Annotated in this window: 14 protein-coding genes and 1 tRNA gene; 1 reads left to right on the top strand and 14 read right to left on the bottom strand. The window is 62.6% G+C overall.

Annotated elements, in window-relative coordinates:
* Window positions 1–38: 38 nt before the first annotated feature.
* The 13 genes from nuoF to LDZ26_RS07935 all read right to left on the bottom strand — a co-directional run bounded on the left by nuoF (window position 39) and on the right by LDZ26_RS07935 (window position 12,092).
* Window positions 39–1,361 (bottom strand): NADH-quinone oxidoreductase subunit NuoF, encoded by a 1,323-nt coding sequence (nuoF, locus tag LDZ26_RS07875; protein ID WP_244846712.1) that lies wholly within the window; start codon window positions 1,359–1,361, stop codon window positions 39–41.
* Complete coding sequence (gene nuoE / locus LDZ26_RS07880) at window positions 1,358–1,843, bottom strand: NADH-quinone oxidoreductase subunit NuoE (protein WP_244846713.1); 486 nt, start codon at window positions 1,841–1,843, stop codon at window positions 1,358–1,360. Before nuoE ends, nuoF begins: the two co-directional genes overlap by 4 nt.
* A 168-nt stretch (window positions 1,844–2,011) precedes the next feature.
* The gene (locus LDZ26_RS07885; protein WP_244846715.1) at window positions 2,012–3,265 is read right to left on the bottom strand and encodes an NADH-quinone oxidoreductase subunit D; all 1,254 of its coding nucleotides are present in this window, start codon (window positions 3,263–3,265) and stop codon (window positions 2,012–2,014) included.
* A gap of 9 nt (window positions 3,266–3,274) precedes the next feature.
* A complete protein-coding gene (locus tag LDZ26_RS07890) occupies window positions 3,275–3,877 on the bottom strand; it encodes an NADH-quinone oxidoreductase subunit C (protein ID WP_244846717.1) in 603 nt (200 codons plus the stop codon).
* Window positions 3,878–3,897: 20 nt separating this feature from the next.
* Window positions 3,898–4,377, bottom strand: a complete 480-nt coding sequence (locus tag LDZ26_RS07895; protein ID WP_006052903.1) for an NADH-quinone oxidoreductase subunit B family protein — start codon at window positions 4,375–4,377, stop codon at window positions 3,898–3,900.
* A 61-nt stretch (window positions 4,378–4,438) separates the two neighbouring features.
* Complete coding sequence (locus LDZ26_RS07900; protein ID WP_159836469.1) at window positions 4,439–4,798, bottom strand: NADH-quinone oxidoreductase subunit A; 360 nt, start codon at window positions 4,796–4,798, stop codon at window positions 4,439–4,441.
* A 174-nt stretch (window positions 4,799–4,972) separates the two neighbouring features.
* Window positions 4,973–5,057 (bottom strand) — tRNA-Leu (locus LDZ26_RS07905).
* A 127-nt stretch (window positions 5,058–5,184) separates the two neighbouring features.
* Window positions 5,185–5,571: a preprotein translocase subunit SecG gene (gene secG, locus LDZ26_RS07910; protein WP_244846719.1), complete on the bottom strand. Its 387-nt coding sequence runs from the start codon at window positions 5,569–5,571 to the stop codon at window positions 5,185–5,187.
* Window positions 5,572–5,652: 81 nt separating this feature from the next.
* Window positions 5,653–6,426: a triose-phosphate isomerase gene (tpiA, locus tag LDZ26_RS07915; protein WP_244846721.1), complete on the bottom strand. Its 774-nt coding sequence runs from the start codon at window positions 6,424–6,426 to the stop codon at window positions 5,653–5,655.
* Between the two features lie 171 nt (window positions 6,427–6,597).
* A complete protein-coding gene (locus LDZ26_RS07920) occupies window positions 6,598–7,629 on the bottom strand; it encodes an NAD(P)H-quinone oxidoreductase (protein ID WP_244846723.1) in 1,032 nt (343 codons plus the stop codon).
* Window positions 7,630–7,847: 218 nt separating this feature from the next.
* Complete coding sequence (pnp, locus tag LDZ26_RS07925) at window positions 7,848–9,986, bottom strand: polyribonucleotide nucleotidyltransferase (RefSeq protein ID WP_244846726.1); 2,139 nt, start codon at window positions 9,984–9,986, stop codon at window positions 7,848–7,850.
* Window positions 9,987–10,337: 351 nt separating this feature from the next.
* On the bottom strand, window positions 10,338–10,607 hold the full coding sequence (gene rpsO, locus LDZ26_RS07930) for a 30S ribosomal protein S15 (protein ID WP_175944121.1): 270 nt from the start codon (window positions 10,605–10,607) through the stop codon (window positions 10,338–10,340).
* Between the two features lie 207 nt (window positions 10,608–10,814).
* Window positions 10,815–12,092, bottom strand: coding sequence for a branched-chain amino acid ABC transporter substrate-binding protein (locus LDZ26_RS07935; protein ID WP_370650671.1), 1,278 nt, complete (start codon window positions 12,090–12,092; stop codon window positions 10,815–10,817).
* Between the two features lie 170 nt (window positions 12,093–12,262).
* Between LDZ26_RS07935 and LDZ26_RS07940 the strand changes: the two genes are divergently transcribed.
* Window positions 12,263–12,778, top strand: coding sequence for a hypothetical protein (locus LDZ26_RS07940; protein ID WP_244846730.1), 516 nt, complete (start codon window positions 12,263–12,265; stop codon window positions 12,776–12,778).
* A 77-nt stretch (window positions 12,779–12,855) separates the two neighbouring features.
* On the opposite strand, the gene LDZ26_RS07945 is transcribed toward LDZ26_RS07940, so the two are convergent.
* Window positions 12,856–14,400 carry a 2-isopropylmalate synthase gene (locus LDZ26_RS07945; protein WP_244846732.1) on the bottom strand — a complete coding sequence of 515 codons (1,545 nt, stop codon included), beginning with the start codon at window positions 14,398–14,400 and terminating at the stop codon, window positions 12,856–12,858.
* Window positions 14,401–14,679: the final 279 nt, after the last annotated feature.

Consider the following 14,679-nt stretch of genomic DNA (forward strand, 5'->3'; position numbering starts at 1 on the left):
GTCCTCAACCTCTTTCGCGCAACTGACTGTGCGCCTGATTACGCGGTAAGCGCCTCGGACGCCGCATGATGCGCGTGCCCGCCGACGAGACAGTGCTTGTGCTCGACGTGATATTCGAATTCGTTCCAGAAGTGCTTCAGCATGCCGCGCACCGGCATGGCCGCCGCATCGCCGAGCGCGCAGATCGTGCGGCCCATGATGTTTTCGGCGACGGAATTCAGCAGATCCAGGTCTTCCTTGCGGCCGAGGCCGTGCTCGATGCGATGCACCACGCGATACAGCCAGCCCGTGCCTTCGCGGCAAGGCGTGCACTGACCGCACGACTCCTCGTAATAGAAGTACGACAGGCGCAGCAACGAACGCACCATGCACCGCGTTTCGTTCATCACGATGACCGCGCCCGAGCCGAGCATCGAACCCGCCTTGGCGATCGAATCGTAGTCCATATCGGTCGCGAGCATCATCTCGCCCGGCACCACCGGCGCGGACGACCCGCCCGGAATCACCGCCTTGATCGACTCGCCGCGCACGCCGCCCGCCAGTTCCATCAGCGTCGAGAACGGCGTGCCGAGCGGAATTTCATAGTTGCCCGGACGATTCACGTCGCCCGACACCGAGAAAATCTTCGTGCCGCCGTTGTTCGGCTTGCCGATTTCGAGGTAATTCTGCGGCCCGATTTCCAGCAGGAACGGCACCGCAGCGAACGTCTCGGTGTTGTTGATCGTGGTCGGCTTGCCGTACACGCCGAAGCTCGCCGGGAAAGGCGGCTTGAAGCGCGGCTGGCCCTTCTTGCCTTCCAGCGATTCGAGCAGCGCGGTTTCTTCGCCGCAGATGTACGCGCCGTAGCCGTGGTGAGCGTACAACTCGAACGAGAAGCCGGAGCCGAGGATGTTCGCGCCGAGATAGCCGGCTGCGCGCGCTTCTTCCAGCGCCGCTTCGAACACCTTATAGACTTCCCAGATCTCGCCGTGGATGTAGTTGTAGCCGACGGTGATGCCCATCGCATACGCGCCGATGGCCATGCCTTCGATCAGCGCGTGCGGGTTCCAGCGCAGGATGTCGCGGTCTTTGAACGTGCCCGGCTCGCCTTCGTCCGAATTGCACACGAGATACTTCTGCCCCGGGAACTGACGCGGCATGAAGCTCCACTTCAGGCCGGTCGGAAAGCCCGCACCGCCGCGGCCGCGCAGACCCGACGCCTTCACGTCGGCAATCACCTGCTCGGCCGGAATCTTCTCTTCCAGAATGCGGCGCAGCTGCTTGTAGCCGCCGCGCGCAACGTAATCTTCGAGATGCCAGTTCTCGCCATTGAGGCCAGCGAGGATCAGCGGCTTGATGTGACGATCGTGGAGAGACGTCATTTCGATAGTTCCTCGATCAACTGGTCGATCTTCTCGCGGCTCATGAAGCTGCACATGCGATGGTTGTTCACCAGCACGACAGGCGCATCGCCGCACGCGCCGAAGCACTCGCCTTCTTTCAGCGTGAACTTGCCGTCGGGCGTGGTTTCGCCGAAGTCGATGCCGAGCTTCTGCCGGAGATACTGAGCAGCACTATCCGAGCCGCCGTCCGGGCCGAGCTGGCAGGGCAAGTTCGTGCAGAGCGTGATCTTGTGCTTACCGACCGGCGCGAGCTCGTACATCGTGTAGAACGTGGCGACTTCCTGCACCGCGACTGGCGGCATGCTCAGATAGTCGGCGACGAACTTCATGAGTTCGGGCGAGAGCCATCCGTGCTCTTCCTGAGCGACAGCAAGCGCAGCCATCACCGCCGACTGCTTCTGCTCGGCGGGATACTTCGCGATCGCACGATCGATTTCTTTCAGGCCTTCAGCTGAGATCATTTTCAGACACGACTCTTTCAATTCCTACCGAACGAAAACCTGCCGCGGGCATCTTATTGCGGCAGACCTGGCGTCCTGCGGTTTCCTGTAATTGCTTCAACGCTTTGCGCTCGATTCAGCGCAACGGCGGCCCGGCCAACGAGCGCGCCGTGCGAGCGGACGACGGAATCAGCGATCAATCTCGCCGAACACGATGTCTTGCGTTCCGATGATCGTGACGGCGTCGGCGATCATGTGGCCGCGCGCCATCTCGTCCAGCGAGGCCAGATGCGCGAAACCAGGCGCGCGGATCTTCAGGCGATACGGCTTGTTCGCGCCGTCCGACACGAGATAGATGCCGAACTCGCCCTTCGGATGCTCGATCGCGGCGTAGGTCTCGCCTTCCGGCACGTGGAAGCCTTCCGTGAAGAGCTTGAAGTGGTGAATCAGCTCTTCCATGTTGCTCTTCATGCCGACGCGCGACGGCGGCGCAACCTTGTGATTATCGACCATCACAGGGCCGGGATTCTTGCGCAGCCAGGCAATGCACTGTTTGGCGATACGCGTGGACTGACGCATTTCCTCGACACGCACGAGATAGCGGTCGTAGCAGTCGCCGTTCACGCCCACCGGAATGTCGAAGTCCAGTTGATCGTAGACTTCGTACGGCTGCTTCTTGCGCAGATCCCATTCGATGCCCGAACCACGCAGCATCGCGCCGCTCAAGCCGAGCTGCAACGCGCGCTCGGGGCTGACCACGCCGATGCCGACGAGACGCTGCTTCCAGATGCGGTTGTCCGTGAGCAGCGTTTCGTACTCGTCGACATAGCCGGGGAAGCGATTGAAGAAGTCTTCGATGAAATCGAGCAGCGAACCTTGACGGTTCTCGTTCATCTTCTCCAGCGCCTTCGCATTGCGAATCTTGGAGACCTTGTATTGCGGCATTGCGTCGGGCAGATCGCGATAGACGCCGCCCGGACGGTAATACGCCGCGTGCATGCGCGCGCCCGAGACGGCTTCGTACACGTCCATCAGGTCTTCGCGCTCACGGAACGCGTAGAGGAAGACCGCCATCGCGCCGACGTCGAGCGCGTGCGAGCCGATCCACATCAAATGGTTCAGCACGCGCGTGATTTCGTCGAACAGGACGCGGATGTACTTCGCGCGGATCGGCACGTCGATGCCGAGCAGCTTTTCGATGGCCATCACGTAGGCGTGCTCGTTCGCCATCATCGACACGTAGTCGAGACGGTCCATGTACGGCACGGACTGAATGAAGGTCTTGGTTTCGGCGAGCTTTTCGGTCGCGCGATGCAAGAGGCCGATGTGCGGATCGGCGCGCTGGATCACTTCGCCGTCGAGTTCGAGCACGAGGCGCAGCACGCCGTGCGCGGCAGGGTGCTGCGGGCCGAAATTCAGCGTGTAGTTCTTGATGTCTGCCATGACGCTCTCTTAATGTTTCAGACCACCATAACGATCTTCGCGGATCACGCGCGGCGTGATTTCGCGCGGCTCGATCGTCACAGGCTGATACACGACGCGCTTCTCTTCCGGGTCGTAGCGCATTTCGACGAAGCCCGTCACCGGGAAGTCCTTGCGGAACGGGTGGCCGATGAAGCCGTAGTCCGTGAGAATGCGGCGCAGATCGGGGTGGCCTTCGAACACAATGCCGTACAGGTCGAATGCTTCGCGCTCGTACCAGTTGGCCGACGACCAGATATCGACGAGCGACGGGATGATGGGCACTTCGTCGTCCGGAGCGAACACGCGCACGCGCAGGCGCCAGTTGTTCGAAATGGAGAGCAGATGAACGACGGCCGCGAAGCGCGGGCCTTCGTAGACGCCGTCGCCGAAGGTCGAATAATCGATGCCGGCGAGGTCCATCAGCTGCTCGAAGCCGAGCGAGCGGTCGTCACGCAGCCGGGTCGCGACTTCAAGATAATGGGCCGCCTTCACGACGACCGTCACCTGACCCAGCGACTCGGTGATGTTCTGGAGACGGTCGCCAAACGCCGCCTCGAGGTTCGCTTTGAGGGTCTCGAGTTTGCTTGCCATAGTTGGGGAGGCTCAGGCCTTTATTGACGGGCGATGGTGTTCGTGCGGCGGATCTTCGCCTGCAGCTGGATCACGCCGTAGACCAGCGCCTCGGCCGTCGGAGGGCAGCCCGGGACATAGACGTCGACCGGAACGATACGGTCGCAGCCGCGCACGACGGAGTACGAATAGTGGTAGTAGCCACCACCATTCGCGCACGAACCCATGGAAATGACCCAGCGCGGCTCGGCCATCTGGTCGTACACCTTACGAAGCGCGGGCGCCATCTTGTTGCACAGCGTGCCGGCGACGATCATCACGTCGGACTGGCGCGGGCTCGGACGGAACACCACGCCGAAGCGGTCCAGGTCGTAACGGGCGGCGCCCGCATGCATCATCTCGACCGCACAGCACGCGAGACCGAACGTCATCGGCCACAGGGAGCCGGTGCGCGTCCAGTTGATCAGCTTGTCAGCCGTGGTGGTGACAAAGCCTTCCTTCAAGACCCCTTCGATACTCATTTGATTTCCACTCCAGATGAGCAGCCAGCCAAAGCCGCCCATGAATCCGGTGATCTACCCGTCATTCCCAGTCGAGACCGCCCTTTCTCCAGATGTAGGCGAAGCCGAGCAGGAATTCGAGCAGAAAGATCATCATGGCCATGAAGCCGGGCCAGCCGATGTCGCGCAGGGCCACGCCCCACGGAAACAGGAACGCCGTCTCAAGGTCGAAGATGATGAAAAGAATTGCGACGAGATAGTAGCGCACATCGAACTTCATACGCGCGTCTTCGAATGCTTCGAAGCCGCATTCGTACGGGGCATTCTTTTCGGTGTCGGGCTTGTTGGGACCGAGAATCTTGCCGATGCTGACCAGCGCTATACCTAAACCAAGGCCCACCACAAGAAACAAGAAGACGGGGTAATAGGGTGCGAGGTTCAAGGCTTTCCTCTGATCGGTAGTTTCGGTCAGTGATGATTGAGATGCTTGCCGGGACAGACCACCCGGCGACGGGATTCACTTGGGACCGCTCACGATATCAACGATATCGTAAGGGTACTCCAGAAGTGACAATGCCAGCCGAAGCGATGCATGCGGCTGGCATTGGATAACTTTTGGTGCCGACGGCGAGACTCGAACTCGCACAGCTTTCGCCACTACCCCCTCAAGATAGCGTGTCTACCAATTTCACCACGTCGGCACTGTACTGCAATCCGGGAAAACAAACTTCTTAATTGCCGCGAATCGCTTCAAGACTTGAATTATAACTAGGTCCCACGAATTGTTCAACGCACAAAACACGAATTTCGCGAAAATTTGTTTTGGCGTTATTTCGGCACGTCCGCGCCGGGTGCAGAAGTGGCAGCAGCGGCCGACGCGGGCGCGCTCACCGGAGCCGAAGCGCTCTTTCCTGCCGCAGCAGGCGAAGAAGCAGACGTCGGACCTGCGCCGAGAACGCCTGCCGAAGTCTGCGGCTTGTAGCTTCCGAGGTACGTGAGCGCGAGCGTCGTGACGAAGAAGATCGCGGCGAGCACAGCGGTGGTACGCGAAAGAAAGTTCGCCGAGCCGGTCGCGCCGAACAAACTGCCCGACGCGCCGCTGCCGAACGCCGCGCCCATGTCGGCGCCCTTTCCGTGCTGTAGCAGCACGAGCCCGATCACGCCAAGCGCCGACAGCAACTGGACGACGATAATCAATGTCTTCAAATACAGCATTTCAACTCACCTGGATCTTGATGTTTCCGCGACACTCACGTGTCGCGACATGCTCTTTCGACTGCTTTCGCCACGAACCGCTTATTGCAACACGGTTCGCGCTGCCTCGCAGATCGCAAGAAAATCTTTCGACTTCAGCGACGCGCCGCCAATCAGCCCGCCGTCGATGTCTTGTTGCCCGAACAATTCCTGCGCGTTCTCGGGTTTGACGCTGCCGCCATAGAGCAGCGGCACTTCGGCTGCGGCGGCACCCTTCTCGGCCAGCTTCTTGCGCAGGAACGCGTGAGCGCGCTGCGCCTGGTCGGCCGTCGCGCTCTTGCCGGTGCCGATCGCCCAGACCGGCTCGTACGCGACGACAATGCGCGCCGCCTGCTCCTCGTCCAGCATCAGAAGCACCGCATCTAGTTGAGCGCCGATGACCTGCTCCGTCGCTTCGCGCTCGCGTTCGCCGAGCGTTTCGCCGACACAGACGATGGGCGTCAGTCCCGCCTCGAGCGCGCGGCGCGCCTTGGCTCCGACCAGTTCCGGCGTTTCTTGGTGATACGCGCGACGCTCCGAATGCCCGACGATCGCGTAGGTCGCGCCGAAGTCGAGCGTCATCTCGGCCGCGACTTCGCCTGTGTACGCGCCCTGCGCATGCGCCGACACGTCCTGCACGCCCCAGCGCACCACCGAGCCGTCCAGCAGCGCCTGCGCCTGCGCGAGATACGGATACGGCACACACACGCCGACGTCCACGCCGTTGCGCAGAGCCGATGCCCCCGACGCCACCTCGGTCAGCAGAACCGCGTTTTCCTGCATGCGGCCGTGCATCTTCCAGTTGCCGACCACCAGTTTCGCTCGTTGTCTCGACATTGTCTCGTCACTCGGCGGCTTGCGACAGCCGCTTTAGTTATAGCGGCCGTGCTTTTCAATCAGCCGCCGCGTTATGGGAATGAACCGCTACAAACTGCGAACTGCTTGCAAAACAGGCGATTTTACTGTGTTACAGATAACTCGGTCAAACCGCCGATAACCGAGTCGCGTCTACTGCCCGCTTTGTTGCCCGTTCTCCGTCCAGTCGAGGACGATCTTGCCGACATGCGTGCTGCTTTCCATCAGCGCATGCGCGGCCGCCGCCTCGCTTGCCGGAAACACCTGGTGAATGACCGGTTTGATGCGCCCTGCCTCGATTTCCGGCCATACGCGTTCCTTCAGCTTCGCGGCGATCTTCGCCTTGAACGCGACGGGACGCGGACGCAGCGTCGAGCCGGTGATGACGAGCCGGCGGCGCAGAATGTCGTTGAGGTTGATTTCCGCCTTCGCGCCGCCCAGGAGCGCGATCACGCAGATGCGCCCGCCATCAGCGAGGGCCTTCAGCTCGCGCGGCAGGTAGTCGCCCGCGACCATGTCGAGAATCACGTCGACGCCACGATCGTTCGTGAGCGACCTCACCACTTCGACGAAATCCTCCGTCTTGTAGTTGATCGCCCGCTCGGCGCCGAGCGTCTCGCACGCGCGGCACTTTTCGTCGCTGCCCGCGGTCGCGAACACCCGAAAGCCGAGCGCGCGCGCAATCTGGATGGCCGTGACGCCGATGCCGCTCGAACCGCCTTGCACGAGCAGCGTCTCTTCGTCGCCGTTTTCGCCCGAGCCGAGATGCGCGCGCTCGAAGACGTTGCTCCATACCGTGAAGAACGTTTCCGGCAGCGATGCCGCTTCGATATCGGACAAACCGGCCGGCACCGGCAGGCATTGCTCCAGCGGCGCCACCGCATACTCGGCATAGCCGCCGCCCGCGAGCAGCGCGCACACGCGATCGCCTTTCTTGAGACCGAACGGGTTGTGCTTCGAATCGAGGTCGCCGTCGACGATTTCGCCCGCCACTTCCAGTCCCGGCAGGTCGGACGCGCCCGGCGGCGGCGCATAGGCGCCCTTGCGCTGAAAGACGTCCGGCCGGTTCACGCCGGAAGCCGCCACCTTGATGAGCACCTCGCACTTGCCGGCTTCGGGCATCGGGCGCTCGCCCAGCTTGAGAACTTCGGGTGCGCCAAACTCGGTGATTTCGACGGCCTTCATAGCATTCCCCTGGATGGGCATGGCGGGATGGATCGATTCGAACGGCTCGAACCGGATGGCGCTGTGCACGCGCCGAGCAATTCACGCTCCACAGTGCCATCGGGTCCGGCGACGCATCGGACAATGCATAGTCCTGCATCGTCCCGCATCGTCCAATTGACGCCATACAAGAAAACGGCCGGCTCGCGGATGCGGCCGGCCGTCTACACATTACCGCATTACTGCTGCGGCTGCGTCGGTTCGGTTTGTTGCGCGGCTTCGTGCAAGAGCGCCTTGGCCGACAAACGCACGCGGCCCTTCTCGTCCGTCTGGATGACCTTGACCTTCACGACCTGGCCTTCCTTCAGGTAATCGTTGATGTCCTTCACGCGCTCGTTGACGATCTCCGAGATGTGCAGCAGACCGTCCTTGCCCGGCAGGATATTCACGATCGCGCCGAAATCGAGCAGCTTGAGCACCGGACCTTCGTACACCTGGCCCACTTCCACTTCCGCCGTGATGTTCTCGATGCGCTTCTTCGCCTCGGCCATGCCTTCGGCGCTCGTGCTCGCGATGGTCACGACGCCGTCGTCCGAAATGTCGATGGTCGTGTTCGTCTCTTCGGTCAGCGCGCGGATCACCGAACCGCCCTTGCCGATCACGTCGCGGATCTTCTCCGGATTGATCTTCAGCGTGATCATGCGCGGCGCGAATTCCGACAGTTCCGTGTTCGTGCCCGGCACCGCCGAGGTCATCTTGCCGAGGATGTGCATGCGGCCTTCCTTCGCCTGCGCGAGCGCGACCTGCATGATTTCCTTCGTGATGCCCTGGATCTTGATGTCCATCTGCAGCGCGGTCACGCCTTGCGCGGTGCCGGCCACCTTGAAGTCCATGTCGCCCAGGTGATCCTCGTCGCCGAGAATGTCGGTCAGAACCGCGAATTTGTTGCCTTCGAGGATCAGGCCCATCGCGATGCCGGCGACGTGCGCCTTCATCGGCACGCCGGCGTCCATCAGCGCGAGACAGCCGCCGCAGACCGAAGCCATCGACGACGAACCGTTCGATTCCGTGATTTCCGACACGACGCGGATCGAGTAGCCGAATTCGTCGGCGCTCGGCAGGCACGCGACGAGCGCGCGCTTGGCAAGGCGCCCGTGGCCGATTTCGCGGCGCTTCGGCGAACCGACGCGGCCGGTTTCGCCCGTGGCGAACGGCGGCATGTTGTAGTGGAGCATGAAGCGCTCGCGGTATTCGCCTTCGAGCGCGTCGATGTTCTGTTCGTCGCCCTTCGTGCCGAGCGTCGCGATCACGAGCGCCTGCGTCTCGCCGCGCGTGAAGAGCGCCGAGCCGTGCGTACGCGGCAACACGCCCGTGCGGATTTCGATCGGGCGCACCGTGCGCGTGTCGCGGCCGTCGATACGCGGCTCGCCGTTCAGGATCTGCGAGCGGACGATCTTCGCTTCAATGTCGAACAGGACGTTGCCGACGGTGGCCGCATCCGCAGCTGCCGTTCCCGATGCCGCCGCTTCCTCGGCGAGCTTCGCCGACGTCGCTGCATAGACTTCCTTCAGCTTCGTCGAGCGCGCCTGCTTGTTGCGCAACTGATACGCAGCTTCGAGTTCCGGCTTCGCGATTTCGGTGACGCGCGCGATCAGCGCCTCGTTCTTCGGCGCCGGCTGCCAGTCCCACTCGGGCCTGCCGCCGTCACGGACCAGTTCGTGGATCGCGTCGATTGCGGCTTGCATCTGCTCGTGGCCGAACACGACCGCGCCGAGCATCACTTCTTCCGAAAGCTGCTGCGCCTCGGATTCCACCATCAGCACCGCGCGCTCCGTACCCGCGACGACCAGATCGAGCGCCGATTCCTTCATCTGCGCGCGCGTCGGATTCAGCACGTACTCGTTGTTGATGTAGGCGACGCGCGCCGCGCCGACCGGGCCGTTGAACGGCAGACCGGACACCGCGAGCGCAGCGGACGCGCCGATCAGCGCGGGGATATCGGCCGGGATTTCCGGATTCAGCGACAGGACGTGAATCACGACCTGCACTTCGTTATAGAAGCCTTCCGGGAAAAGCGGGCGCAGCGGACGGTCGATCAGGCGCGAGATGAGCGTCTCGCCTTCCGACGGACGGCCTTCGCGACGGAAGAAGCCGCCCGGAATCTTGCCGGCGGCGTAGGTCTTTTCCAGATAGTCGACGGTCAGCGGGAAGAAATCCTGGCCCGGCTTCGCCGTCTTCGCGCCGACGACGGTCGCGAGCACCACGGTGTCTTCGACATCGACGATCACCGCGCCGCTTGCCTGACGCGCGATTTCACCCGTTTCCAGGCGGACGTTGTGTTGCCCCCACTTGAACTCTTTAACGATCTTATTAAACATTGCGACTCCTTCTATGTTGCGCCGCGCCTTCGGTCGAGCGCGTGAGCTGTCTCTGCGGCGCTGGGCGGGACGGTCCCGGGCCGCGCGTGAGAGGTGTGTTATGCCATTCCAGGGCGGCGCGCGAACGGGCCGCGGGGCCGCGCTGGAATGACACAAAGCTCTGCCGCGAGGCTGGACCGAGTGTCGGGTAAAGCGATGACTGCCGAGAACGACTAACTACGAAGTGCCGGCCGATGAAACCGATCCGGCACCACTTCGCGAGCGGATCGCGCAAAAACAAAATGCCTGCATCAGCGAACTGACACAGGCACTTCGTTAGAACACTGGCCGCGAAGCCACGCCAGAGGCCAATTACTTGCGCAGACCCAGCTTTTCGATCAGCGAGCGGTAACGATCCGCATCCTTGCCCTTCAGGTAGTCGAGCAGCTTGCGACGACGGCTGACCATGCGCAGCAGACCGCGGCGGCTGTGGTGATCCTTCGTGTGGGCCTTGAAGTGGATGGTCAGTTCGTTGATGCGGCTCGTGAGCAGTGCGACTTGCACTTCGGGGGAGCCGGTATCGTTGGCGCCGCGCGCGTATTCAGCGACGACGTCGGACTTCTTGATTTCTGCTACGGACATTTGCTTTTCCTTTGATACAGACAGGCGGTCACGGAAGAAAGGCCGTGCCGTGGATTGCGTCGACAGGCCCAACTCGACAACTCGACGAGTCGGACCCAATTTCACTTCGTTCCCGGCATTGCGCGCGCCTTGCAGGCACACATCCAGCCAAAAACGAAGCGCAGAGTATAGCACACCGCGCTTTCCCGAGCGGACGGCTCCATGCGCTCAACGCGACGGGCGCGTCATTTTGCACGTGGTCGGGGGCGCGGTGTCGGCGGCGGGCACCGATAGCAGCGTGCGGAAGCCGTAGCCGGAACCTTCGTTGTCGAAGCGCACGCCCGGCGTCCCGGCCTTGTCCATCTCCATCACGTAGAGCGGCTGTATCAGTTGATGATCCGACGCGCGCATGGTCGATGGATGGAAGCCGGCGCCATCGAACTGCATGCCTTCGAGCGCGCGCGCCACGGCGAGCGGGTCCGCGCTGCCGGCGCGCGTCATGGCGGTGGCGAGCATGTCGATCATGAGCGGCATGCGCAGCACGAGGTAATCGTCGGAGGCGGCGGGAAAACGGGCGCGGAACGCGCGGTAATACGCGTCGGAGGCCGCGCCGCCCGCGTTCGGATGCCAGTCTGCGACCGCGATGACGCGCTTCACGCCGGCATCGCCGAGCGCGGCGGGCGCGCCCAGACTGTTGCCGTAGAACGTGTAGAACTTCGTGCCGAGCCCCTGCTCCCGCGCCGCCTTCACGAGCAGCGTCAGGTCGTTGCCCCAGTTCCCGGTGATGACGGCATCCGCGCCGCTCGTGCGAATCTTCGCGATATACGGCGCGAAGTCCTTCACGCGCCCGACCGGATGAAACTCGTCGCCCGTAATCGCAATGTCGGGCCGCTTTTCATGCAACGCGCGCCGCGCCTCGCGGCTCACGTCGTGGCCGAAGCTGTAGTCCTGATTCAGCAGATAGACCTTCTTCACGGCGCGATCGCCTTGCAGCGCGTCTGCGAGCGCGTCCATGCGCATGCCGGCGTGCGCGTCGAAACGGAAGTGCCAGAAGCTGCACGCGTCGTTGCTGAGCGCGGGATCGTCGGCGGAGTAATTCAGGAACAGGACGCGATGCTCCGGCTCGCGCTCGTTCTGCTTGTCGATGGCCGCGACCAGCGCCGCCGCCACCGCCGAACTGTTGCCCTGCATGACGAAGCCGATTTTCTCGTCGATGGCCGCGCGCAACTGCACGAGACTCGCCTCGCTGCTGCCCTTGCCGTCGAGCACGACGAGCTCGAGCGGATGCATGCCGTCCGCCAGCTTGACGCCGCCTCGCGCATTCACCCGCTCGACGCCGAAGCGCAGATTGCGCTCGACCGCCGCGCCCGCGTTGGCAAATGGCCCGGACATGCCTTCGATCATCGCGAGCTTAATGGGCGCAAGATCGGCGGCGTTCGCCTTCGCTATGCACGTCAACGCGACACACGTCAACGCGATCCGCAGCCACCGCGCGCGCGACTTCATGAGACTGAGGCTTGCCATCGCTCTTTCCGAAGATCAAAGCGCGGATCATAGGCTGCGGCGCGGGCGCGATGCAAGCCGGCGCGACGCATGGTTCTTGCGCCGCATGTCAAAATCGGGGAAAGCGAAGAAAAGCCCTCGCCATCGCGAGGAACCTGCACGTGGAGGCTTCAATGCTGCACTCATTCAACCGTCTGCGCGGCGCGCTCGTCTGCGCCGGGACGGCGTTGCTGCTCGCGGGTTGCGCGCAGCCGTGGCAGAACTATCAGGCAGGCGCGGATGCCTCGACCATCGTCGCCCGCCTCGGCCCGCCGCGCGAAGTCTACGACCTGCCGAACGGCGGCAAGCGCCTGATGTGGCCGACGCAGCCGCTCGGCGAATTCACGACCGCCGCGGACATCGACGCCTCGGGCAAGATCGTCAGCGTGCGTCAGGTGCTCGACGAGAACGAGTTCTACAAGGCGCAAATCGGCACGTGGACCAAGAAAGACGTGCTCGTGAACTTCGGCCGGCCGGTGGAAACGTCGTATTACCCGCTGATGAAGCGCGAAGTCTGGACGTATCGCTATATGGAAGCGAACTTCTGGTACTTGATGTACAGCTTCTATTTCGACGATGAGGGCGTCCTGCGCCTGATGCAGAAATCGCCCGATCCGCTGCACGATCCCGATCGGCGCAGTCTGTTCTGACAGGCGGCGCGCGGAAAAAAAGCCCTCCGAGGAGGGCTTCTGCGTTATTGCGACTCTGTGCGGATCAAAGCTGCCGATCAAAGCTGCGGATTGAGCTTTTCGACCTTCGAATGCAGCTTGTTGAGCGCGGCGATATACGCCTTCGCCGAAGCGGCGACGATATCCGGATCCGTGCCGACGCCGTTCACGATACGCCCGCTCTTCGACAGCCGCACCGTCACTTCGCCCTGCGCCTGCGTGCCGGTCGTGATCGCGTTGACCGAGTACAGCACGAGTTCCGCGCCGCTTTCCACCTTCGATTCGATCGCGTGCAGCGTGGCATCGACCGGGCCGTTGCCGCGTGCTTCGCCCGTCAATTCGGTGCCATCCACCGCGAAGACCACGCGCGCCTGCGGCTGCTCGCCGGTCTCCGAATGCTGCTTCATCGAAACGAAGCGGAAATGCTCCTTCGCCTGCGCTTCCGGCGATTCTTCGGAGACGATCTGCATGATGTCTTCGTCGAAGATTTCGGCTTTGCGGTCCGCCAGATCCTTGAAGCGCGCGAACGCGGCATTCACTTCCGCTTCCGATTCGAGCTGCACGCCGAGTTCTTCGAGACGCTGCTTGAACGCGTTGCGGCCGGACAGCTTGCCGAGCACGATCTTGTTCGCGCTCCAGCCCACGTCTTCGGCGCGCATGATTTCGTAGGTGTCGCGCGCCTTCAGCACGCCGTCCTGGTGGATGCCCGACGCGTGCGCGAACGCGTTCGCGCCGACCACCGCCTTGTTCGGCTGCACGACGAAGCCGGTGATCTGCGAGACGAGCTTCGAAGTCGGCACGATCTGCGTCGTGTCGATACCCAGGTCGAGCCCGAAATAATCCTTGCGCGTCTTGACCGCCATCACGATTTCTTCGAGCGACGTATTGCCCGCGCGCTCGCCCAGGCCGTTGATCGTGCATTCCACCTGACGCGCGCCGCCGATCTGCACGCCCGCGAGCGAATTCGCCACCGCCATGCCGAGGTCATCGTGGCAGTGAACGGAGAAGATGGCCTTGTCCGAATTCGGGATGCGCTCGCGCAGCGTCTTCACGAGGTTGCCGTAGAGTTCCGGCACGCCATAACCCACCGTGTCGGCGATATTGATCGTGCGCGCGCCTTCGTCGATCACCGCTTCGAGCACGCGGCACAGAAAGTCGATATCCGAGCGGCTGCCGTCTTCCGGTGAGAACTCCACATCGTCCGTGAACTTGCGGGCGAAGCGCACCGCGAGCCGCGCCTGTTCGTACACCTGCTCCGGCGACATGCGCAGCTTCTTTTCCATATGCAGCGCGGACGTGGCGATGAACGTGTGAATGCGGAAGCGGTTCGCGGGCTTCAACGCATCGGCGGCGCGCTGGATGTCCTTGTCGTTGGCGCGGGCAAGCGAGCAGACCGTGCTGTCCTTCACGAGCGAGGCGATCGTCTGGATCGCGTCGAAGTCGCCGTTGGAACTGGCGGCGAAACCGGCCTCGATCACGTCGACCTTCATGCGCTCCAGTTGCTTCGCGATGCGGATCTTCTCCTCTTTCGTCATCGAAGCGCCGGGGGACTGCTCGCCGTCACGCAAGGTCGTATCGAAGATGATCAACTTGTCTGCTGCCATGTTGGGCTCCTGTGGGGAGATTTATCGATTGTTGGAAATATCGAGATAGAACGACAAAGGGAATCCGGGTGTTCGCGCCACCGCTGGCGTCGAAAACCTTGAACGAGCAGACGGGAGGCGAGACAGATCAGCGCGGTAGGCGCGCTAGTAGCGATAGTGCGCGTAGGAACGCACCAGCCGAGGAAGACGAGAGAAGGAACAGAGAAATGTTCATTCGAAAACTATAACGGCTTTCGAAGACGCGTGCAATGAGGCTTTGCGATCGCATCAATAGCCCAC

Source organism: Caballeronia sp. SL2Y3, from assembly GCF_022879575.1.
GTDB lineage: Bacteria > Pseudomonadota > Gammaproteobacteria > Burkholderiales > Burkholderiaceae > Caballeronia.